This is a genomic window from Pradoshia sp. Z3_51 (genome assembly GCF_058215915.1).
Map to the genome: position 1 here is coordinate 1 of NZ_JBZAJC010000017.1, position 22,885 is coordinate 22,885.

The 22,885-nt window shown below is 35.6% G+C and carries 26 protein-coding genes; 5 read left to right on the forward strand and 21 right to left on the reverse strand.

Annotated elements, in window-relative coordinates:
* Positions 1-211 precede the first annotated feature (211 nt).
* The 8 genes from AC4BHA_RS18220 to AC4BHA_RS18255 all read right to left on the reverse strand — a co-directional run bounded on the left by AC4BHA_RS18220 (position 212) and on the right by AC4BHA_RS18255 (position 4,967).
* Complete coding sequence (locus tag AC4BHA_RS18220) at positions 212-562, reverse strand: hypothetical protein (protein WP_490559022.1); 351 nt, start codon at positions 560-562, stop codon at positions 212-214.
* A gap of 214 nt (positions 563-776) precedes the next feature.
* Positions 777-926 carry a hypothetical protein gene (locus tag AC4BHA_RS18225; protein ID WP_187393423.1) on the reverse strand — a complete coding sequence of 50 codons (150 nt, stop codon included), beginning with the start codon at positions 924-926 and terminating at the stop codon, positions 777-779.
* Between the two features lie 255 nt (positions 927-1,181).
* Positions 1,182-1,613, reverse strand: a complete 432-nt coding sequence (locus AC4BHA_RS18230) for a VOC family protein (RefSeq protein ID WP_148629675.1) — start codon at positions 1,611-1,613, stop codon at positions 1,182-1,184.
* Between the two features lie 147 nt (positions 1,614-1,760).
* Positions 1,761-2,297 carry an ATP-binding protein gene (locus AC4BHA_RS18235; protein ID WP_066103966.1) on the reverse strand — a complete coding sequence of 179 codons (537 nt, stop codon included), beginning with the start codon at positions 2,295-2,297 and terminating at the stop codon, positions 1,761-1,763.
* A 185-nt stretch (positions 2,298-2,482) separates the two neighbouring features.
* Positions 2,483-2,926 carry a hypothetical protein gene (locus tag AC4BHA_RS18240; protein ID WP_490559023.1) on the reverse strand — a complete coding sequence of 148 codons (444 nt, stop codon included), beginning with the start codon at positions 2,924-2,926 and terminating at the stop codon, positions 2,483-2,485.
* Between the two features lie 360 nt (positions 2,927-3,286).
* Positions 3,287-3,784: a CcdC family protein gene (locus tag AC4BHA_RS18245; protein WP_139891987.1), complete on the reverse strand. Its 498-nt coding sequence runs from the start codon at positions 3,782-3,784 to the stop codon at positions 3,287-3,289.
* A 54-nt stretch (positions 3,785-3,838) separates the two neighbouring features.
* Positions 3,839-4,198, reverse strand: coding sequence for a response regulator (locus AC4BHA_RS18250; RefSeq protein ID WP_148629673.1), 360 nt, complete (start codon positions 4,196-4,198; stop codon positions 3,839-3,841).
* A 61-nt stretch (positions 4,199-4,259) separates the two neighbouring features.
* Entirely contained in the window at positions 4,260-4,967 is a 708-nt protein-coding gene (locus tag AC4BHA_RS18255; protein WP_066103982.1) for a cytochrome c biogenesis CcdA family protein, read from the reverse strand.
* Between the two features lie 233 nt (positions 4,968-5,200).
* On the opposite strand from AC4BHA_RS18255, the gene AC4BHA_RS18260 reads away from it, so the two are divergent.
* Positions 5,201-5,377 (forward strand): aspartyl-phosphate phosphatase Spo0E family protein, encoded by a 177-nt coding sequence (locus AC4BHA_RS18260; protein ID WP_077248028.1) that lies wholly within the window; start codon positions 5,201-5,203, stop codon positions 5,375-5,377.
* A gap of 175 nt (positions 5,378-5,552) precedes the next feature.
* Here the strand turns inward: AC4BHA_RS18260 and AC4BHA_RS18265 are convergent, their stop codons facing one another.
* Positions 5,553-7,346: an ABC transporter ATP-binding protein gene (locus AC4BHA_RS18265; RefSeq protein WP_490559024.1), complete on the reverse strand. Its 1,794-nt coding sequence runs from the start codon at positions 7,344-7,346 to the stop codon at positions 5,553-5,555.
* A gap of 3 nt (positions 7,347-7,349) precedes the next feature.
* Complete coding sequence (locus AC4BHA_RS18270; RefSeq protein ID WP_490559025.1) at positions 7,350-9,095, reverse strand: ABC transporter ATP-binding protein; 1,746 nt, start codon at positions 9,093-9,095, stop codon at positions 7,350-7,352.
* Positions 9,096-9,317: 222 nt separating this feature from the next.
* Here AC4BHA_RS18270 and AC4BHA_RS18275 point away from each other — a divergent pair, with 222 nt between their 5' ends.
* The 3 genes from AC4BHA_RS18275 to AC4BHA_RS18285 all read left to right on the forward strand — a co-directional run bounded on the left by AC4BHA_RS18275 (position 9,318) and on the right by AC4BHA_RS18285 (position 11,127).
* Positions 9,318-10,163 (forward strand): SPFH domain-containing protein, encoded by an 846-nt coding sequence (locus AC4BHA_RS18275; RefSeq protein WP_139891992.1) that lies wholly within the window; start codon positions 9,318-9,320, stop codon positions 10,161-10,163.
* A gap of 9 nt (positions 10,164-10,172) precedes the next feature.
* Complete coding sequence (locus tag AC4BHA_RS18280; protein WP_139063817.1) at positions 10,173-10,343, forward strand: type II toxin-antitoxin system antitoxin; 171 nt, start codon at positions 10,173-10,175, stop codon at positions 10,341-10,343.
* A 232-nt stretch (positions 10,344-10,575) separates the two neighbouring features.
* Complete coding sequence (locus AC4BHA_RS18285; protein ID WP_490559026.1) at positions 10,576-11,127, forward strand: hypothetical protein; 552 nt, start codon at positions 10,576-10,578, stop codon at positions 11,125-11,127.
* 361 nt (positions 11,128-11,488) lie between these two features.
* On the opposite strand, the gene AC4BHA_RS18290 is transcribed toward AC4BHA_RS18285, so the two are convergent.
* The 10 genes from AC4BHA_RS18290 to yneA form a co-directional block, all read right to left on the reverse strand.
* On the reverse strand, positions 11,489-11,704 hold the full coding sequence (locus AC4BHA_RS18290) for a YneF family protein (protein ID WP_066103996.1): 216 nt from the start codon (positions 11,702-11,704) through the stop codon (positions 11,489-11,491).
* Positions 11,705-11,871: 167 nt separating this feature from the next.
* Positions 11,872-12,315: a sporulation inhibitor of replication protein SirA gene (sirA, locus tag AC4BHA_RS18295; RefSeq protein ID WP_066103999.1), complete on the reverse strand. Its 444-nt coding sequence runs from the start codon at positions 12,313-12,315 to the stop codon at positions 11,872-11,874.
* A gap of 167 nt (positions 12,316-12,482) precedes the next feature.
* Positions 12,483-12,596, reverse strand: coding sequence for a TetR-like C-terminal domain-containing protein (locus tag AC4BHA_RS18300; RefSeq protein WP_180349939.1), 114 nt, complete (start codon positions 12,594-12,596; stop codon positions 12,483-12,485).
* A gap of 375 nt (positions 12,597-12,971) precedes the next feature.
* Positions 12,972-14,456, reverse strand: a complete 1,485-nt coding sequence (locus tag AC4BHA_RS18305) for a DUF4153 domain-containing protein (protein WP_490559027.1) — start codon at positions 14,454-14,456, stop codon at positions 12,972-12,974.
* Between the two features lie 81 nt (positions 14,457-14,537).
* Positions 14,538-15,179 (reverse strand): hypothetical protein, encoded by a 642-nt coding sequence (locus tag AC4BHA_RS18310; protein ID WP_140461414.1) that lies wholly within the window; start codon positions 15,177-15,179, stop codon positions 14,538-14,540.
* Positions 15,176-15,508, reverse strand: a complete 333-nt coding sequence (locus tag AC4BHA_RS18315; protein WP_066104010.1) for a PadR family transcriptional regulator — start codon at positions 15,506-15,508, stop codon at positions 15,176-15,178. The genes AC4BHA_RS18310 and AC4BHA_RS18315 overlap by 4 nt, the downstream gene beginning before the upstream one ends.
* A gap of 120 nt (positions 15,509-15,628) precedes the next feature.
* Entirely contained in the window at positions 15,629-17,635 is a 2,007-nt protein-coding gene (gene tkt, locus AC4BHA_RS18320; protein WP_139891585.1) for a transketolase, read from the reverse strand.
* A 138-nt stretch (positions 17,636-17,773) separates the two neighbouring features.
* On the reverse strand, positions 17,774-18,004 hold the full coding sequence (locus tag AC4BHA_RS18325) for a DUF896 domain-containing protein (RefSeq protein ID WP_139891586.1): 231 nt from the start codon (positions 18,002-18,004) through the stop codon (positions 17,774-17,776).
* A 76-nt stretch (positions 18,005-18,080) separates the two neighbouring features.
* On the reverse strand, positions 18,081-18,731 hold the full coding sequence (locus tag AC4BHA_RS18330) for a YneB family resolvase-like protein (protein WP_490559028.1): 651 nt from the start codon (positions 18,729-18,731) through the stop codon (positions 18,081-18,083).
* A 69-nt stretch (positions 18,732-18,800) separates the two neighbouring features.
* Complete coding sequence (yneA, locus tag AC4BHA_RS18335) at positions 18,801-19,124, reverse strand: cell division suppressor protein YneA (protein ID WP_490559029.1); 324 nt, start codon at positions 19,122-19,124, stop codon at positions 18,801-18,803.
* 153 nt (positions 19,125-19,277) lie between these two features.
* Here yneA and lexA point away from each other — a divergent pair, with 153 nt between their 5' ends.
* Positions 19,278-19,904, forward strand: coding sequence for a transcriptional repressor LexA (lexA, locus tag AC4BHA_RS18340; RefSeq protein ID WP_066104026.1), 627 nt, complete (start codon positions 19,278-19,280; stop codon positions 19,902-19,904).
* 203 nt (positions 19,905-20,107) lie between these two features.
* Here the strand turns inward: lexA and AC4BHA_RS18345 are convergent, their stop codons facing one another.
* Positions 20,108-22,579, reverse strand: a complete 2,472-nt coding sequence (locus tag AC4BHA_RS18345; RefSeq protein ID WP_490559030.1) for a helicase-related protein — start codon at positions 22,577-22,579, stop codon at positions 20,108-20,110.
* Positions 22,580-22,885 lie beyond the last annotated feature (306 nt).

Genomic DNA, 22,885 nt, shown 5'->3' on the forward strand with positions numbered 1-22,885 from the left:
CCCTCTATATAATCCCTTTAAAAGCAACTGCAACATAAAATCCCCTTTCTTGGTATTTCCTGTTATTAATTATATACGACGGATACTAGTTCGAAGTTTCAGAAAATTTCTTATTCCGCTAACCTCCCCCTTTAGTAAAAAGCGACTGCTCCTAGTCGCAGTCGCCCCGTTAATTTAGTCGCAATTCTTAATAAACTTGGTGAATCTTTGTCTAATAATTATTTGAACCATTTACTGCAAACATATTTTTCAATTCTTCTTTTGAGACAACACACCAACCGCTTACTTTAAGTCTCTCTATGTAGGTCTCTATCTCGATTTCTTCCCTTTCTAACTCAAGTGGGCATAGTGAAACGAAGCATTCATTTAAAGCATAATTCATTGTAACATTAACAACTTCATATCCATTGTGAAATCCTGGATGGAATCCTGGATCATCTAAAATGTCCCCTTTTACAGGACGAATGTTAGATTCAAATGTTTTTATAACTATTTCTCCGATATTGTTTTCTTTTTGTTCTTTTATGGATGATATAAAAATCATTAAATTTATTTTCATCATAATCCCCTTCTCTTTACATTAAATTGTATTAATTCAGTTATCTCTCTCCATACTACTACAAAATGGTGATATTATCCTTTCACTTATTGAGCTAAACTGCCCCGTTACTACAATAAGAAATTCAATAAAAAAGCACTAATCCTACTTGATCAAGGCCCTGATAGTGTATTTACGTTTATTTAAAATGTTGTAGCTGAATGTATCATACTTATATTTAAAACCATATTCCTTTGTTTACAAGATATATTAACAATAATAATCCACCAAAAATCAATAAATAACGTAGACTTCTAGGAACAAACGCAAGCCATTTGGCAGTCATTTGCTGACCAAAATTGGATTTTTCCTTTAGATTCTGGCCCATTTTATCCCCCCTATCATATACCGTAATACTCCATTCATTATTTTTGGTATGTCAGCCTAATTTTCCCTCCATTACACAATTAACAATATTTCCAACATATATAATAAATTTTACCATAACTAAATCAATTACATTACGTATTCCACTAACCTGCCCCTTTAACGGAATAACAAAAAAGAGCTGATCACAGCCCTTTGGAGTAATGCCTTGGTACTTTAAGAAAACTGATACAAGGCATACATAAGTAAGAACCTATTAAAAGGAAATCATAGCTCCACGTTCATCGAATACTGAATCTGGATTCCAAGCAATCTCCCAAAGGTTGTTTTCAGGGTCCGAAAAATAAGCTGTTCTTCCTCCCCAGAAGGCATCGCTTGGTTCTCTTAAAATATTCCCACCTGCTTTTTTAATAGCATCAATTGTTTTATCAACTTCTTCGGGTTTATCTACGTTGATTGAAAAAGATACTCCTCGAAAGGTATCTACGCTTTGAGTAATTTCAACTGCTGCATCCTTAACCAATTCCTCAATAGGAAATATTGAAAGATTAACACCTGCCGTTTTAAAGACAGCGTAATTATCAGAACTTATCTCTGTTTCTTCCCATCCCAAATTTTTATAAAACGAACGTAAAATAGGCAAATTGAATGCACCGATAGTAATTAGGCTTATTCTTTGCAATACCATTTATATTCACCCCTCATATATTTTTATAAAGTAATGATTTCAACAAAACGTTTAAATTCTCCTTCTTCAACTAAACTGCCCCTTACTTCCATAAGGAGTTCAACAGAAAAGGACATTAATCCTTCTTGGATCAACGCCCCTGTTAGTTCAATTAGTATTTAGATAATCTAAGACAATATCAACTCTTTCATTGACTGAATAATCCCCTTCAATTTTTAATACTGGACAAGATAAGTCTGCCATCCAATGCTCGTGCAATTTTTTACTTCTAACTTTCATTCCCGCACTATCATAAAGAGAAGCCCACTCTAAAAAAGTTTTCGATTGTTCATATTTGCTTCCGCCAGTTAATATTTGACTTCCATAACGCTCATATTCCCTCTGCTTTAACCTTTCAAGCCTTATATCTTGCGGAACCCATAAGAATATAACAAGGTCAAAATAACTTTTAAAGTTATCACCCCAACCACACACTGCACCAGAAAGAATCCAGTTTTCATTAAGTAATAAATCTTTTTCAAGCATTTCTCTTCTTTTAGGTACTTCTCTTTGTTTAGTAAATTTAGTTGTCCAAAAGTAGTCATCAGTATCAAGATGTGTATGAGGTAAGACCTTTGATAATGAAGAACCGAGCGTTGAAGTACCAGAACCAGAGGCTCCCAATATGTGTATTTTTTCTTTCATTTTCCCCATCCTTAATCATAGGCTTCTTCAACTCTTCTGCCCCTTTAGTTCAATAAGCTATAATAGCCAAAAATATTTATCCCTGCTTAAAAACTATGTATTATTTTGACGCTGTTAGCAAAGTGCTAATTGATAAATTGAATTCTTCTTTAAAGTTTTCCTCATATAGTTTCAATGAGGAATAACTAACTGATTGCATCAATATTCCTTTCAATCCAGTCTTCATATATAAATACTACCATTCGGGCTATTTTCAAGTCTGGTGTCTTTTCTTTAAATCCTGGTACTCTATGTGCTGAATACATATTTCGCCAATCCTTCAAACTCTTCCAGTACAAATTATAATCTTTCTCACTTAACTCTATGTTAGACAAAATAATTGGCTTTAAATCACCATCTAATCCAAGCTTCTTCCAGTGTATTTCATTTTCGTCAGTGCCAAAAATCATACACCAGAGATTAATTGACATAAAGTAATGTGCATCTATTGTATACTTCCAAAATTCCTGAGAACCAAATCTACATAGGTTATCAAATTTCTCATTTAAATATCTAAAACTAGAATAATGGCATAAAAAGCTTTTTAGTATTTCAAGCTGTTCATCCAAAACCGACTCATTAAAATTCATGTTACTCTCCCTGAAATTTATTTACTGGTTTTATCCCTAATTCGTTGATCGTCTTTTAGTCGTTGGTATGTTCTAATATCAATTATTCGCTATATTTTGTTCAAGTCCTTCTTCCGCTAACCTGCCCCGTTTGTTGAACAAGCCATCTTAATTCAACTGTACCACAAATTGGATATTTATATCCTTTTATTCAAGAGCAACAATCTATGCGAAAACAGCCTTTTATTTTTATGATCTTCCTCAAAAATATCTTCAATTTAAAATACGGTTGTATTTTGTGAAACAAATTCAACACGATTAACATGATTCGGGTTAAAACAGCCAAAATTAAAAAAACGACCAAAGGTCGTTTTTTATCATTTATACGGAAGTAACCGGATTATTACCTGCCTGTGTATCATTTAAGATGTTTTCAAACTTTTTATATTGCATATACATCGCTATTCTCCATGGCACAATCATTGAAAAAGCCAATAGCCAGAACATTCCTCCTGTTTCACCCAAATCAATTGATGAACTTAAAAATACCTTAAGGATGGTTCTGATTAAAATGAGTCCTATAAGGACAATTCCAAAAGCTTTCGACCGTTTCATATATATTTGTTTATCTTTAATTTCAAATTTGGATGTCTTTATTAAAAATATGGAAAAAAACATGCCCAGTATGATTGCCTCGAGTATTTCCATTCCAGTTAACCGAAAATACGGGAATACATACATAAGTGCACCGGTACTCATAAAAAACGGCGGCAATATAATCTTTTTGATAGAAGCCGGTTTTTGGGATGCCTTCATCCTTACTGCAAAAACAAAAAGTCCCATTATCACTGCAAGTATTGTAGATACTGCAAACATCATATATCATCATTCCTTTTAGCATACATAAATTTCAAACGTTTAATACGATTTATGTTAATCCAAGACACGCTTGACCGCATCTATTACCCTTATCTCTTCAAATGGTTTTATAATAAAGTCTTTTGCACCCGCTTCTATGGATTCTCTGACAATCTTTTGCTGACCCATTGCCGAACACATAATAATTTTGGCATCCGGGTATTTACCCTTAATTACTTTGGTCGCCTCTAATCCACTCATTAATGGCATCGTTACATCCATAGTAACCAAATCAGGCTTATGCTTTTCATATAGATCAATTTCCTCTATACCTGATTCTGCTTCTCCAACAATGTGATGATTTCCTTTTTTAAGGATAGCTGCCAACGTCAACCGCATAAACTTTGCATCATCCACTATTAGAATATTAGCCATCTTTAGTTACCCCTGTTACAAAATAAAAGTATAACTCTGTGCTGAATATGATTAAAACTAGTTAAAAACCACTCCACCCTCCGAATAAAGCGATAAAATAGGAGCTTATTTTGGTCATCCAATCAAAAAACAAAACGATTCCCATCAGAATCATTAACATTCCGCCTGCCTTCATAACTTTATCCGAGTTGCGTTTGATCCAGCTTAATTTCCCAATAAAAAAAGACATAATAAAAAACGGAATAGCAAATCCTAAAATATATGCTAACATGTAGAACATACCAGATTCCGGGTTGGTTCCGGTCATCCCAATGACAACCATTAAAATAGGTCCAGTACATGGAGTCCATCCTGCTGCAAAGGCAATTCCTATTAAAATTGATCCGATATAACCACCCGGACGATTTTTAAATTCAAAACGGTGTTCTTTCATAAGAAACTTCGGCTGAAAGAAGCCAATTATAATTAAGCCAAAAAAGACTATAAGAATAGCACCTAATTGCCGGATAATATCTCCATAGTTTTCAAAGAAGGTTCCAATATAAGATGCACTGAATCCCAGTGCTATAAAAATAATGGAAAATCCAATTAAGAAAAAGAAAGTATGTAATAGGCTCCTTTTATGCATCATCGCGTTATCATTTTTTAATTCTCCAACCGACATTCCTGTTATATAAGAAAGAAAGGCCGGATAAAGCGGAAGACAGCATGGAGATATAAAGCTGAGGAAACCTGCTCCGAATGCCAAAAATATATTAATATCACCCAAATGAAATTACCCCCACTGTTTCTAATTCATTCCATCTTACATTGTACCAAATTACTCCATATAAAGTAACTGTCTGAGCAGATGATAAAGAGTATAGTTTTAATTTTTCAATATATTTTACATTTTTAGTAAAATTTATGTATAATAGTTTTACCGCAATTCTTTTCTGTAAGAATATGTTATAACCTTGTAAATTTAAACATAATCCACTAAACGAGGAAGGATCTGCAACCATGGATAATCAAGAGTTGTTAGATAAAATAGAAATCAAGCGTGCAGAACTAGTTACTGTCGTCTCTCAGAATGGATTATCATCTCAAACAACCATTCAATATAGCCAGGAACTCGATCATCTGTTAAACAACTATCAACCTGAAAAAACATACAATAGATCAAAAATATCATGTTAAGCTAAAGTAAGAAAAACCTAAACACATAAGGATAGAATAGAGTTAGAAGAACTCATTCTTTTTCCATTAAAACACTGTTCAAACAGTTTCAGGAATCACTCAAAAGTATATTTCAGAAAAACAATAAATCGCATCCGATTCATCGGATGCGATTTATTTAGTTAGAGTCTTTATTTCAGCTTACATCTTTGTTGAAACTTGAACGGATACCATTTTGAAGTAAATACATTTTATAATAAAGCCCTTGCTTAGCCAGCAATTCCTGATGTGTTCCCTGTTCAACAATTTGGCCTTGATGCAAAACAAGTATAAGGTTAGCATCTTGAATTGTGGAAAGACGGTGGGCAATTGCAATTGTCGTTCTGCCCTTTCTCATTTTTGCCAGGCTTTTTTGAATAGCCTCTTCAGTTTCTGTATCAATATTGGCTGTCGCTTCATCAAGAATAAGAATTTTAGGATCTCTCACGATTGTTCGCGCGAAGCCAATCAACTGCCTTTGACCGCTCGAAAATGTTGCTCCCCGCTCCACTACTAAATGATTATATTTATCAGGTAGCTTTTCAATGAAGGATTGTGCCTGAACAAAATTAGCTGCCTCTTCTATTTCATTGTCCGTTATTGTTTGATCATGCAAACTGATATTATCTCTAACAGACCCATAGAATAAGAAAGCATCCTGTAATACAAGCCCCATCTTCCCCCGCAGTTCTTCATTTGAATAACTTTTGATGGATTTCCCATCAATTAATATATCTCCTCTATTAAATTCATAGAAACGCATGATCAAATTTATGATAGAACTTTTTCCACTACCCGTATGTCCAACAAGTGCAACTGTTTCGCCCTCATTGACTTTAAAGGAGATGTTTTTTAGTACATCTCTCTTTCCATCATAAGAAAAACTAACATTTTTAAATTCAACGACACCCCGCTCGATTTTATACGTTTGAATGCTCTCTGCCCCGGGAGCTAACTCTTTTTCATCCAAAACAGCAAATACTCTTGATCCAGCCACAATTGCCTGCTGATATAAGGATAATCTTTGCATCACTTGGTTAACGGGTTCAAAAAAACGATCAATATAGTTTACAAACGCATACAAAACACCTATTTCAACTACTGAATTCATCGAGTTGATCCCAAAGTAACTGAGCACAAGAACAATCGCAAATATATATACTAGATCTATCGCTGGCCTTAGCAATAACCCATCTATCTTAATATTCCTCATTCCTGCTTCATAATGTTTTTGATTAATCTCCTCAAACTCATCCTTTAAGCGTTTCTGCTGGCGAAACACCTGAATTATAGACATCCCCTGGAGAGATTCATTTAAATTGGCGTTCAACTGGCTTAGCCTTTCCCTGAGTTCTTGATAAAAAACACTGCTGAATTTACGATAAAATCTCATAAGCAAATATAAAATGGGCAGGATGAATAAACAAAACACAGCAAGCCTAACGTTCAAAATAAACATCGCAATAATCGTCCCTATCACGAAAAATCCACTGGATATAAAAGCTGCAATCACAGTCACAAACATATCCTTAATTGCTTCTGTATCATTAGTAATCCTGGATACAATTGCTCCTGCTGGTGTTTTATCAAAATATCTCAATCCAAGGCTTTGTACTTTACTGAAAACATCAACCCTAAGCTGCTGAATAATTTTTAAAGCGACAAGCTGGAACGAAAACTCTTGAAAATAAGTAATAAACATTTTAGCAAACAGGAGTATCAAATACCCGATTGCCAAAATAGCTATTGGCTTATACTGCATATTCATTGGCGTTAAATAATCATCAATGAATATCTTCACTAAAATAGGTCCTGTGATGTCAGCCACTGTCGCAAGAAATAATAAGAAAAATGCTCCTATTAATCTCTTTTTATATGGTTTCGCATAGGACAAGAGACGGAAGAGAATTGCTCGCTGTTCTTTTCCTGTTATTGATTTAAGTTCATCCATCTCTTATCCCCCCTGCTCCACTAATTCTTCTAATTGTTGCTGTTGGTACATTTCTTTATACCAGCCTTCCAAGTCCATTAACTCCCTATGCGTACCTTTTTGAACGATTTTACCGTCCTTCAGAACAATGATTAGATTGGCATGCTGGATAGCACTTAACCGATGGGATGTGATAATCGTTGTTTTGTGTACTCTGTTTTCCTTTAAATTCTGGAGGATTGTTGCCTCTGTTTTGGCATCGACTGCCGATAGTGAGTCATCCAGAATTAAGATTTCAGGATCAAGCATCAATGCCCTTGCTATACTGATTCTTTGCTTTTGACCACCAGAAAGCGAGACTCCACGTTCACCTACAACCGTATTATATCCTTCCGTAAAGCCTTCAATATCAGAATGAATATATGAAAGAATTGCCGCCTCCTTAATTTCTTCTTGGGTAGCATTCGGTTTAGCAAAAGCGATATTCTCACCAACCGTTGCTGAAAACAAAAAAGGATCCTGTGGTACATACCCAATTGCTTCTCGTAATGATTTCAACGTATAATTTTGGATTTCATGTCCGCCAATGCTTATACACCCTTCTGTTGTCTCAAATTCCCTAATCAGTAATTTTAATAAAGTCGTTTTACCTGCACCAGTTTTCCCAACTATTCCGAGAGTTTCCCCTTTTTTTATCGTAAATGAGAGATCCTCCAGTACAGGTTCCTTTTCATCAGGATAAGTAAAGGATGAAATCTCAAATTCTATATCACCACTGGCTTGTTCGTTAAGAGCGCCAGTTTTATTAAAAATATCGGTTTTTTCAGCTAGGAGTTCAGTAATTCGATCATAAGATGCGTTCCCACGTTGCACGATATTAAATAAGAACCCAAAAGCGAGCATCGGCCAAATCAATAATCCTAGATAGGTTGAAAAAGATACAAGTTCACCAATCGTCAAACTGCCCTCCATCACATATTTCGCGCCAACAGCGATTGAAATAAAATAAGAAAGTCCCGCCATTACACTGATAGTTGGATCAAACAAGGCATCTATACGCGCCACCGATATGTTTTTATCCACTACATCATTAGAGGAAGACCGAAAGGATTCAATATCCTCTCTTTCCTGGCCAAAGGTCTTGATCACTTTAATCCCATTTATGCTTTCCTGGGTCTTGTCATTCAATTCAGAAAAGGCAGCCTGAGCAGCCCTAAATCTTTTATGTAATAGCTTCCCATAATAGCTTGTTGAGATGGCAATAACGGGCATAGGAAGCAATGCAAACAACGTTAAACGCCAATCAATAAAGGCCATGGCCAGAACAACAAACCCACCGGTCGTTAGCGAATCAACCAAGGATAGGACACCGCTTCCTGCGGTTTGCTGGATTGCATTTAAGTCATTGGTCGCATGTGCCATCAAATCTCCGGTGCGCTTACGCTGGTAAAAGGATGACGGCATATTCGTGAAATGATCAAATAATCGATAACGAAGTTCTCTTGCTAACTTCACGGCTGAACCAAAGATCTTGATTCGCCAAAAATATCTTAATATGTACATACCAACGCCCGAAGCAATTAAAATAACAGTCAATTTCGAAAGACCTGCACCTGTCAGAGAATCATTATTAATCTGATCAACTACAATTCCTATAATTCTAGGTGGAATCAGCTGCAAAATAGCTACGAATAATAACATAATGATGCCAATTATGTATGCTTTTTTTTCTTTCTTAAAAAACCATTTTAGCTTTACAAAGATCTTCACAAATGCCCTCCTTTTCTCTTTTATAAGGCCTCCTTATTTTAGCAAATCAAATAAACCAAAGGAAGATTATTTTAAACTTTCCGAATAATTATACAGGTGTATTTTAGGATTGCTTTACAAACTTAATTAGAATATTTGGTATATTTTGTTATAAAAAGCTAACTATCTAACTAAATAAGTGATATAATTGTGATATCACTTTGATATATAGGAGGCATTAAGATGGTTGAAAAGAAGGCAGTTAAAATGAATGGTTATTTAGGCGTCCTTGCAGGGTTGGTCATTATCAGCATTAGTGCTTATATGTTGATAAATGGATCAACTGTACTTCCAATCGTATTATTAATAGCTGTTGCCGTATTATTGTCTGGCATCACCATTGTCCAACCAAACGAAGCAAAAGTATTAACATTTTTCGGAACATATGTAGGAGTCATACGCGAGCAAGGTCTATGGTTGGCAATACCTTTTACCATCAAATCCAGCGTTTCACTGCGCGTCATCAATTTCAATAGCGATACCCTAAAGGTAAATGATTTAGAAGGTAATCCGATTGAAATAGCTGCCGTGGTGGTATACCGTGTCAATGATAGTGCGAAGGCAACTTTTGATGTGAAGGATTACAAAGAGTTTGTACAAATCCAAAGTGAAACGGGAATTCGTCATATCGCAAGCCAATACGCCTATGATCACTTTGACAAAGAAACCGATCTGTCACTACGGAGAAATAGTGATGAAATTGCTGTTTTTTTAGCAGAGGATTTACAAAAACGTTTAGAGGTAGCTGGTGTGGATGTGCTTGAGGCACGAATCATGCATCTAGCCTATTCTTCTGAGATTGCTTCCGCTATGTTACAAAGACAACAGGCCCAGGCTGTGCTGGCTGCCCGTAAGGTAATTGTTGATGGTGCCATTGGAATGGTGAAAAGTGCGATCGACCAATTGGCGGATGAAGATATTGTTGAACTTGATGAAGACAAGAAAGCACAAATGGTCAACAACTTAATGGTTGCAATTGTTTCAGAAAAGGGAACGCAGCCAATTATTAATACAGGAAGCATTCACTAGGTTTTTAAGATGGCCAAAAGAAAAGCATATCCGCTAAGAATTGATCCTAAACTTTATGACGCACTTGAAAAATGGGCAGATGATGAACTTCGCAGTGTAAATGCTCAAATAGAAATCCTCTTAAAAGAAGCCGTAAAAAAAGCAGGCCGATTGAAGGATGATCAAGAACAACAAGAATAAATTCGAGACTATTAGATAGCCAGAAGCATAGTTAGAACGTTTGTTTAAAATAATACAAACGTTCTATTTTTATTGTGGTGATTTAATAAACACTCTTATACCATTCCTATTGACGCTTTTTGAGCACACATAAAAACCACCAGTCTATGTTTGCTCAATGTCAAAATCCTCGTTTCTACTTTTAATTATTTTTAGAATTGTATTATAATTTAGATATAAGATTCATAAGGAGATGATTAACTTGAAAAAGTTCTTTAAGATTGGATGCTTAGGAATCATAGTTATTGCTGTATTACTTATTATTGTTGCTATTGTAGGTGGCGGAGAAGAAGAAAGTGTATCAACTGGTAATACTTCAGACACTAAAACAACTGAAACACAAAAAACAGATGATGGAACTAAATCCATTGATGCTTCTTCTCAACAAGTAACAGCACAAGGACTAAAAGTTGGACTAGGCGACATTAAAATTGAAGAAAATGAAATCCAAGTAGGTATCAATGTTCAAAATACAACAGATGGAGTTCTACAATTTTATCCCGACCAAGGATCAGCTGTAATTGGCGATATGCAATTGGATGCCAACATGTTCTTAACTGATGGTGATGTTAGTGGTGAGATCCAAGGTGGGGTTAAAAAAGAAGGAGTACTTGAATTTTTAGCACCTGATGGTAAAACCATTGATGTTAATTCCGTTAAAGAGATAAAGTTAATACTGGGTGACGTAACCACTGAGGATTTCATGAACAGTGAAGATGTTTCGTTTACTATTCCAGTGAAATAATATAAAAACCCCTTCTCGCAAAGAGGGGGTTTTCGTGTTTATAGACTAACATAAAAAGCTAATTTTATCTCTTAATGAACCATTTGATTGCCCTAAAGATTATAAAATAGGGAAGTAGCCATATAATCAATAAGCTTTTAACGCTATAGTCTGAAAACTCAGCACCAACAATAGAAAAAACCACTCCTCCGTATTTAATGGTTTAACATTCTCTACAGAAAAGTGGTTTTAAACTAAGCCAAGAAAACTTCACCAATATACTAAAAAATATCGATGAAGGTTACATCTTTTTATGTAAAAAAGACAGTAAACTTTAACCATGTATAATCAGATGACCTTAGAATCCCAGATGTAACAAGGCTTATTTCCCTTGTTGCTTGTTCATCGCATTCATCATTTGATTTACTTTCTTTTGGGATGGCTTCATACCCATTTGTGTCATCATCATTTTAATCATTTGTTCATTGATTGGTGGGTTTTTCTTTAAATAGTCCATCATGTATTTACGAGCGATAAAGAATCCTAAAGCCACACCAGCAATCAAAGCAATCACTGCCGTAAGAATATAATATCCCATAACCTAAACTACCTCCTCCGTGCTGTCACAAAGACATTGTACTAAACCAAAGTAATAATACCATAACTATTGTGATATTTCTATCAGATTTTGATACAAACAGACATAATAGAATAAATTCCACGGTATTTATAACAATCTCATAGTGAAATCTGTCTTATTCTACTTCATACATATAACCTCTGTTTAATAGGTCTGAGCCAAGCGCACCGTTCCTTAGTTATATCCAACGCTAAAAAATATGGATTCCACTGCCTGAGCCATTCAAAAAATATGGTCTCACATTCATACGTTCCAGTAGCATGCAGAATCAATGAATGATTGCGATATCCTAAGCTTGCTTCGCTTTGGCCGACATTTCGCTTTCTGATATAATATACCCCATTTTCCATATAACAATCTTTATTTTCCATTAGTTGATTTTCCATAAAAGAGGTAAAAAGCTGTGCATGAATCTTTTTAGTAACAAAGTTAATTTGCCTGCGGAGTATTTTTTTCTTATCCCCTTCAGATTGTTCATAATCCTGGAATAAGTTAAAAAACATATATTCTCGTCCATAATAATGACGTGCAAATTCATTCTCTATTAAATAAATAATATAAGTGCGCATACTCTTACCTCCAATTCTCTTTACATATAGTATAAAAAACTATTGTTGCATATTATGTAAAATGAACGTGCAGAGTTGTTCTAATTTTGTCGAGTAAATATTTTTTTGATTTTTCAAATTAATCTCTTATACCCATTATACATATGATTTACTCTTATCACCATTGATCATCTGTATAATTCTGTAATTTGACTGGCTACATATTCAGAACTGAAATGAAGTCCGTCTTTTATCCACCATATGATAATTCCCAATACTGATGAGCTAATATATCCAGTGATAGACTTTTTCTAATTTAGGGGCAAGTGATGCTTATTATTTCATGACATTATTGAGTGTCATCGCATTAATGATTACATTTTTTGTACCTTCTAAAAATTATATCCATTCCCCACTCGCTAGGATCAAGGGCAGCTGAGGAAAATAAAATTGATATATTTCATATTTTTAAATGGATTAGCCTACAGACATAAACACTTTAAATAAGCTTGTTTACAAAAAGCCTGGACCCATAAGTCCAGGCTTTTTACTTATTTATCCTTCAAAAATCAAATTAGCCAGTACTCCGTTTTCTGCTGGAATCCTCCAAAAACCGGTTGCCGTTATCTGATATCTACTTTATAGCAAGAATATGACCAGTACTGGATTAGCTGTTGTTAATCTCCATTTTCATGCTTAGTGAGGTTAAGACTTTCTAACCTATCATAAACTTCAACTCTGGAAAGATTATAGGACTGCCAAGTATAGTCAGTGTTCCTCATTTGCTCATATTGGACTGATAATAGATGTTTCAATTCACCAGAATTGGGGTCTGATTCATATAAGTCAATCAGTCCAGATAATCCTGTATAGGATAATTCGTTTAAATAATATAGATCAATTTTACCCGTTTCTTTATATCTACTTATATTTTTATCTACGATTAGTTGATCCAGTTGAACGATGTGCAATCCAGTGTAAAACAATAATCCGGTTAAAAAATAAAAATGTCTTAATGCAATTCGTTCAATCCAGATTTTTACTAATGTATAGGTAAAAATGACAACCAGATAAAGCATAATCGTATGTGCGAGTATTCTGAGAATCGTATATCCATAGGCCTCTTCATACATATAGAGGCGCATAAAAGCCGATGTTAGCATAACTCCGCTAAATACGATTAAAAGACTGAGAAGGACCTGTATAAGCCTTTTAGCAGCGTTCATTTGAACAGATACATACTTTAGGGTTCCAAGCAGTATGGACCAATTTATGAGGGTAACCAACAATAACTGGGCAAATCCTGTTCGCGCGCTTGAAGCATAGGTCATATCATTGAGAAGCGGGCTGCCAAAGAAATATTTAAACTGGACAATTGTAAATAATAAATAGACTCCATTAATCAGGACCAGAATCGTTGTCACAATGGTTGAATCGAACTGGACACTTCCTGCCTCTTTCATGTTAGAGGACAGTGTTTGCGGCTGTTTTAAATGTAATACATTTAGAAAACCATAAAACAAAAGAGCAAATAGGATAATAACTATCAATCTTCCAAAGAATTCACCTATTTGTACGGAAAATAACCAGTCAGGGATGTGCATAAATATCGCTTGAAAATGACTGTCTGCCGATACAAGCAATAGAATGATGATGATGAGTATCGGGAATGCAATAACAATTCCCAAACCGATGCTTTTAGCCATCCCCCCAGTTTCCCCTGCTCCCTCTTTTCTGAATTTTTTTAGGATGTAGGAGATGAATTGCTGATTGTATTTAATACTGTTTACCAGTTTTGTTTTCGGTTGTTTAATAAAGTTGACTCTGCTCCAATCAATTTTTTGTTGATTTGTAATAAGTGTTAGCTGAGCTGCTACAAGAATTGGTATAACCAACCCATTCGTTAGATAAAAAAGGACATTAGATTGATAGAAATAAGATAAACCAAGAATCCAAATACAAACCATCAGAAGGCTTCCAATTCGCATATGAGTAAATTTCGTTTTCCGAAACCTCCAAAAAAACAGACCATAAAAAGCAAATAAGAACAACGGATAGGAAATCCCTACTTCTCCATGTAAAAAAGATAACTCAGCAAAACAGGCTAGCGCTATACATAACAGTAAAAAGCCTTTATCTTCTTTTTTAAACTGAATATCCATTTTAAGGATCCCCCTCTACCTAGTTATTCTAGGTATATAGTGATAAATATACATAGTTATTCTATGTATATAGGCAAATAGTCAAAGCGAGGCTTTCTTCCCCCATAGATACCCAGCAAAACTGACTGGATATAAGATAAACGTACAAAATACACATGCAATAATAAATGGTTTATCCAGTAAGGGGTCAAACCATTGATCCGGTACGAGGTTAAAGATAACCAAATACATTAAGATAATGTTAGGGATCACCGTAATCAAAAACGTTTTCTTAATAAGCTTTTTGCCCTGATGTCCAAATTCCTTGCCAATTTCATAACCAAGCAAGACCCAAAAACCAATATAGATGGCCATTAAAAGTACAGGAATCGATGTTAGCAAAGACCATATTTCCTTGGCCCAATTCCAATCATATGTATGGTTGATAAATGTTAACAAAATTCCGCTTATAAAGAGGGACAAGTTAATTCCTGCAAATATCCACCTTGTTTTTCTTGGTGTAAGGGTTAGTTCCTGTTTCCAGGATACAGCAACTTCTTCCGGTGTACCCAGCCGCATCGATAGCTCTTTATAGATTAAGTCGGGTGACTCATCCTCATAAATGATGTCGCAAGCCATTTCGGAAATATGTAACTTATATTCTTTCATAATAGCCGCTTTATCAGGATGGGCACCCAGCAATCGATCAAGCTGACTTAAATAATCTTCTTCAGCCCTTCTCATGTTTCTGTTCTCCCCATTACCTTGTTCATGACCTGGACATATCGATTCCATTCGTTTGTTTTAATCTCTAGCATCTCTTCGCCAGCCATGGTAATACGGTAGTACTTACGAGCGGGTCCCTTCTCTTGTTCAACCCAGTAGCACTCTATATATTCCTGTTTTTCAAGCTTATGCAAAGCAGGATACAGCGTACCTTCCTTCATCTGAAATCCATGGTCACTGCGGTGATCCATTTCTTTCACCAATTCATACCCATACATATCTCTTTCTTGCAAAAGCTGCAGAACAAGAAGTGATGTACTTCCTTTTACAAGTTCACGATTAAACATTTCTTCACCTACCTAGAATTATTAGGTACATATCAAACATACATCATTTGGAATTGTTTGTAAATATATTCATAAAAAAATCACCAGAGAAAGACCCTGGCGATTTTTTAAAAATATATTTTATTTTTGTAGCATTTCTTTTACTAAAGAAACCACATTAGATGGAGTGAATCCGAATTTTTCCATTAACAATTCACCAGGGCCGGAAGCACCAAAGCGGTCAATTGCCAATATTTCACCTTCATCACCTGTATAACGGTCCCATCCGAAAGATGTACCTAATTCAATTGCTAAGCGTTTCTTAACAGTTGAAGGGATAACAGATTCTTTATATTCAGCAGATTGAGCTTCAAAGCGATCAAATGATGGCATGCTGACAACTGATACATCAATGCCGTCATTCGCTAATATAGCCTGTGCTTGAACAGCCAATCCTACTTCAGATCCAGATGCCAACAATATAGCATCGGCAGTATCCTTATTGGAAGGTGAAACTACATATCCACCTTTAGCAACGCCCTCTTCAGCTAATTCAGCTGATAACGGTAACGTAGTTAAGTTTTGGCGGGATAATACTAACGCAGTTGGTGCAGACTTGCTTGTTAATGCCGCTTTCCATGCAGCTGCCACTTCATTGCTGTCAGCCGGACGGATAAGTGATACATTAGGCATTGCGCGCAATGCAGCCAAGTGCTCAATTGGTTCATGAGTTGGACCGTCTTCTCCAACAGCAATACTGTCATGTGTAAATACATATGTGACAGGAAGATTCATTAACGCTGCTAAACGAATAGCTGGACGCAGGTAATCAGAGAATACAAAGAATGTTCCTCCATACACATGCACACCACCGTGAAGTGCCATACCGTTTAATGCAGCACCCATACCAAATTCACGTACTCCAAACCAAATGTTTCGGCCATCATAGGAGCCTGGCAAGAAATCTTTTTCGCCTTTCAGCATCGTTTTGTTTGATCCAGCTAAGTCAGCGGATCCACCAAATAAAGATGGAAGATTTTTAGCGATTGCATTTAATACTTCTCCGCCTGAATTACGTGTAGCAACGGCTTTTCCTGCTTCATAAACAGGAATATCCTTATCCCAGCCTTCAGGTAATTCGCCTTTGATTGCTGTTTCTAGTTGAGCAGCAAGTTCAGGGTATTCGTTTTTATAGCTTTCAAATAATTGGTTCCATTCTTCTTCTTTTTTAGCACCAGCTTTTACAACAGTTTCTTCGAATGTGTCATAAACTTCCTGTGGTACATAAAAATCTTCTTCGAATGTCCATTTGTAATATTCTTTAGTCAATTTCATTTCGTCTTCGCCAAGCGGAGCACCATGAACAGCAGATTTACCGGATTTATTTGGAGCACCGTATCCGATAACTGTTTTTACTTCAATCATAGTTGGACGGTCAAGATCTGTTTTTGCCTCTTCAAGCGCTTTAGCAATTTCATTCAGATCATTACCGTCTTCTACGCGAATGTATTGCCATCCGTAAGCTTTAAAACGCTCAGCAACACTTTCAGAGAAGCTCATATTTAATTCGCCGTCAAGAGAGATATCATTGGAATCATAAAGGACTACTAAACGTCCCAATTTTAAATGGGCAGCAAGAGAAGCAGCTTCAGCTGATACCCCTTCCATTAAATCTCCATCTCCGCAAATGCTGTATGTAAAATGATCTACAACATCAAAGTTATCTTTATTGTAGACTGCCGCCAAATGACGTTCCGCCATTGCCATACCGACTGCCATCGCAATACCTTGGCCAAGTGGTCCGGTTGTAGCTTCTACGCCTTTTGTATGTCCATATTCAGGATGTCCAGGTGTTTTACTGCCCCATTGTCTGAAATTCTTAATTTCTTCCATATCAAGGCCATAACCTGATAAGTGCAATAAGCTGTATAAAAGCATGGAACCATGCCCTGCTGATAATACAAAACGATCACGGTTAAACCAATCCGGATTTTTTGGATTATGGTTCATGAATTTGGTCCAAAGTGTATAAGCCATAGGAGCAGCTCCCATAGGCATACCAGGGTGACCTGAATTAGCTTTTTCAATTGCATCGATTGAAAGTGTACGAATAGCTGTGATAGATAAATTATCTTTTTCTGTGAACATTGCCTACATCCTTTCAGATTAACCTTCTAATTTATATTAATGAAGTATAAACAGGTTGACAAGACTTTGTTGGTAAATGCTACAAAATCGTCACTCCTTAAACTATTTTTTTGGAGTCTAGCCTATTATCCTATACCCTTAATGTAATTTTTTATTACGTAATTTTTTTATTTTTTCAGGTGTGACATCCTTACCTTCTGGATCGATAATGGTCAAACCTTCAACCGTATTTCTCATTGAAGTACGAAAGGTTTCCAAATACTCTTTCCTTAGAAGAGATTGTTCAGTGGCTTCTTCTTTTGTAAGGCCAACTGTTTTTGATTTCTTAGATAATTCATTAATTCTTTTAATTTTATGCATTGGCAGCATGGTATTGCTCCTTCTATATAAAATATAAGTAGATATTGTCATCGTATAGAAAAACCGCTGGATTTTCAAGAAGGAACTATTGATTAGTATTCTTTTTCATATATTCTGAATATCTTCGGTGAATAGTGGCTTTAGAGAGATCATAGCCTTTTCTGTTTAAATTCTCCGTAATTTCAGCAAATGTTAATCCTTTAATACGCAGCTCAATGACCTCTTGTAAAGGTACCTCTGACCTTTCTCTTCCGCCTCCAAGATGTTGATTTGCTAAATTTCTTTGCGGTTTATATCCATTTTCAATGGCTCGTTTCATCCCTCTTCTGATTTTACTGTTTTGCAATTTTCGCTGATATTCCTCTACTATACTAATGATTTGCAAAATCATGGCATCTGTTTCAGAAACCTCAAGCTCACCATTATGAGTAACCGTATATAATTTAACTCCTTCTTTATAGATGCAATGTAATAGAGCAATCTTGGCATTTCCTCTGCCAAGTCTTGTTTCATCCTGAATCAAGAGACCCTCGATTTCTCTATTTTTCATTTTTTCCAGCAAGATTAGAATGCCTTCTCGTTCTAAATCATATCCACTAGCTTGTTCTTTCTCTATTATTACAACCTCGAACCCTTTTATGGCAGCCAGTCTTGTTAACTCCTGCTCCTGCCTTTCCAGTGATGTTTCCTGTGAACTTTTATCTGTGCTGACTCTGCAATAAATTCCAACCTTCATTTTCTCTCACCATTCTTCTTTACATATAGATAAGGCCGGGAAACATTCCCGACCTTTCTGATTATATAGTTATTTATCAGAATCTGCTAAGTGTAGCATTTCTGTGTTTTCGTTCATTTTCTTTACAGGAATCACAATCGTTTGCCCTTCCTTTAAATGATTAATGTGCAAGTCATTATTTTCCTGAACCCAAGAGACAAATTCAGTCTGTGTCATTTCGCTGCCGTCAAAACGTTCAGCCATATCCCAAACTGTATCTCCTTTTTTAACCGTAATTTGTTGATAATCGTCTTTTGGTGCTTCAATATTTGTTACTATCATTGTAGTTATTAATAAGAAAAGACCGATAAAAAACAAGATGGAATAGCCATAAGAAGTCCATAATTTTTTCATAAATAAACCCCCATCGAATGTATGTTCGTTTAATATAAACTAAGTATAAACCGAACAAATGTTTTGTGTCAACACAAAAAACGAACTTATGTTTGTACTGTTAAACAGGAAATGATATACTAAAAACAAGAAAAGCTAAAAGAGGTGCGGGAGATGACTACTAAATTATCCAAACGGCAACAGGATATTTTGCTATATATTAAAGAAGAAGTAAAAACGAAGGGCTATCCACCTTCCGTTCGAGAAATTGGCGAAGCAGTCGGACTGGCTTCAAGTTCCACAGTTCATGGTCACTTAGCGCGATTGGAAAGCAAAGGACTCATCAGACGGGATCCTACAAAACCGCGTGCTATTGAAATCCTGGATATGGATCCACATGACCATATTCCAAAAACAAACTCAGTTAATGTACCATTAATCGGGAAAGTAACTGCAGGGCAGCCTATTACAGCTATCGAAAATATAGAAGAATACTTCCCTCTACCTGAGCATATGGCTCCTGCCGATGAAAATGTGTTTATGCTTGAAATTATGGGTGACAGTATGATTGAAGCTGGAATACTTAACGGTGACTATGTTATTGTTCGCCAGCAGCATACAGCAAACAATGGTGAAATTGTCGTAGCCATGACTGAAGATGATGAAGCTACCGTAAAACGTTTCTTTAAAGAAGATACTCATTTCCGTCTGCAGCCGGAAAATTCTATGCTCGAGCCTATCATTCTACAAAATGTCAGCATCCTCGGTAAAGTGATCGGGTTATACAGAAATATTCAATAAGAACGATGGGACCGGCTTTCAGCCGGTTCTACTTATGTGTTTAAAATCTATTATCTCTATTTTCTCTATTAAACTTATGCATTTAAAGATTGGCATATTCCACTTCATAAATAGATTAACGCTTTTATTTATCTCATTGTTTACATAATATAATTATGTAATACAAAAAGCTTGCAACCATTATGATTGCAAGCTTGAAGGTCCTATATATCCCATCCTCTGTAATAGTATCTTGATCGTTTACTCTCTTCATAACACGACTGGCAAATAGCAAATGGATAATTCCAACTTAACGGCTTATTGCATGACCGACACTTTGTTTGATATTTTTTAACCCCTTTTCTTAACTGATTATGTGCATCTGAACTGATTTCTTCTCTTACTCGCTCCCAATAGACCGTTTCACTTCTTCGATCTAATTTATACAAAAACAATAAATGCAATCCTACTGATTTATAAGATAATTCAAGTTCATCCAAGGAATCTTTCTTTATTAAAGGCTCTCTCAATTCTCTTCTATCCACAATGGCTTTCATATTATAGAGCCATTGGTTAACGAGGCTCTCCTCATTCGCTGAAAAAGGTAAATGCAGAAAACCGTATAAATCAGTTATCGACATTCGTCCTTCTATTTGTTCATGGCGAATTAAATGATATAAAGCTTTTTCCTGAGTAAGCGGTGCTTTTGTTGTGCCGGAAGGATTTTTAAATTCATCCCATAATTCAAAGAATTGATCAAAACTCGAGTGATAACGTTTAAAACGTTCAAATACACCCTGTGTAGGTGCTATTGTAAATGTACTGATCGGCCGGTCTTCACCATTTAACAACCGTTTCATTAAACCAATTTGATCAGTAAATGCCACTCTTCCTTCATTATATATACCTTTACGGCCGGCACGGCCTGCTAACTGCTTTACTTCCTGGGAGGTTAATAAACGCCTTCTCGTGCCATCAAATTTATCATTTTCCAGAAAAACGACCCGCCTAATCGGTAGATTGAGCCCCATCCCGATAGCATCTGTAGATACAATCACTCGCGTCTCCCTGTTAATGAACCTCTGAATTTGTTTAGCTCTTGTCTCAGGAGGCATACTTCCATAGATTACACTTACTTTATGGCCGTTTCTCTCCAGCTTTGAAGCGGTTTGAAGCACTTTATTTCGAGAAAATACAATCAATGCATCTCCTGCCTTGGTATGTTCGATCTTAAAAGGTTTTTTCTCTACAATCAGCGGTATATCACGTTTGTATTCATGAATTTCAATATCATTTCCCTGAAGCAGATTTAAAATCATCCTTTTCGAATTGTGACTGCCTATGATGTGAACTTCCCGAGCACGCGCTTTATTAATAGCTCTAAACCAAGAAAACCCACGATCTTTATCTGCGATCATTTGCGCTTCGTCTATAACCATGACGTCGAATTCATCTTTCTCGGTAAACATTTCAATTGTGCAGGAATAATGCGTGGCATTTGCAATATCCTTTTCTTCTTCACCTGTCTTTAATGCACAGGCAATTCCGTTGTTTTTAAGCGTTTCATATACTTCAAGTGCCAATAGCCTTAAAGGTGCCAGGTATATACCAGATGCAGCTTCCCTTAATCTATTTAACGCCTGATAGGTTTTTCCGGTATTTGTTTCTCCTATATGCAGAATATATTTAGTGTTACTATAAACGGTTGTTTTGTATTCAACTCCAAAAATATCATCCAGTTTCTTTTGTTTTATTTCTTCCTGTTTCCTCAGCTCTTCTAATTTCTGTTCTCTTTTTTCAATTCTCTCTTTGTGCTGAGTATGGTATAACGGCATTTGTATATCAAATTCGTCCGGGTGGTTTCGAACATCTATAAGGTCCTCAATCAATTCCTGCTCTATTTCACTTTCATATTCCCATTGAAATTCACTAATATTAGCCCCAATCAATTGCCTGATCAACTTATGATTAATCGACCCTTTAAACAAATTCTCATATTGGTTTATGATCTGATTCGGCAATTCTGATAGTATAAATGGGTATATGGTTTCGTAAACAAAGGTATCGATTAGATTTTGATAAATATATTCGTCAAAAACAGAATCATCCTGGTATACATCATATCCCCAATATAAGAGGTCGTTGAGCGTTTCAAATTGGGCTTGATTGAACCCCTTCACATTTGATATATCCTTTTGTAATTGATTTGCCACTTTATATCTGAGCTTTAAATAAAAATAAAGCTTGTTACTGCTCAAAATACTTAAGGCCTCATCTTTTATAACGGTAATCTCATAATTTGCTTTCAATTTTTTTAACTTTACTGATTCAAATAATTCATTCCATCGTTCATCTGTTTCTCCAAAGTAATCTTGGATCCAACTTTTCATATCAAAGGATTTTAGTCCACTCAGTTCTTGTTCAACCATTTTATTAATTGCTTTCTTGGAGGCTCCTTCTGTTTCTATACCACGAAGCCCCAAAAATTTAATTTTTTCAGTTCTATTCATCCGCTGAAGCGTTCGACTCTTCCATGCTAAATTCCAAATCTGATTCAAATAACGTTCTCTGCTTTCCAAATAATCATTAACAGCAGGCTTTGTTTCACTTTCTTCCATATATAAGGAAATATCATTCAGAATGTCATTTTTTGCTTTTTCAACTGCTTCTTTATACCCTTTATTCAATATGTCCATTATTCCGTTCTCCTTCAACTGCCATAAAAATTCTCTTATAAGGCTAATATATACGATTAACCGCATATCTATAAATTTAATAATCTTGTTTACATAATATTATTATGTTCTATAAGTATTTTTTCTTAATTTTGATATTAGACCCATTTGATTCATTACTTTATTTAAATCATACATATAATATCACCGGATCAATCATAATTGTTCCATTTTATTTGCTTTGATGGCGCATTTTCTTTATATACAGCCAAATTAAAGTATTAAACAAAATAAACTCCCCATTCATTGAGGAGTTTTGATTTATTC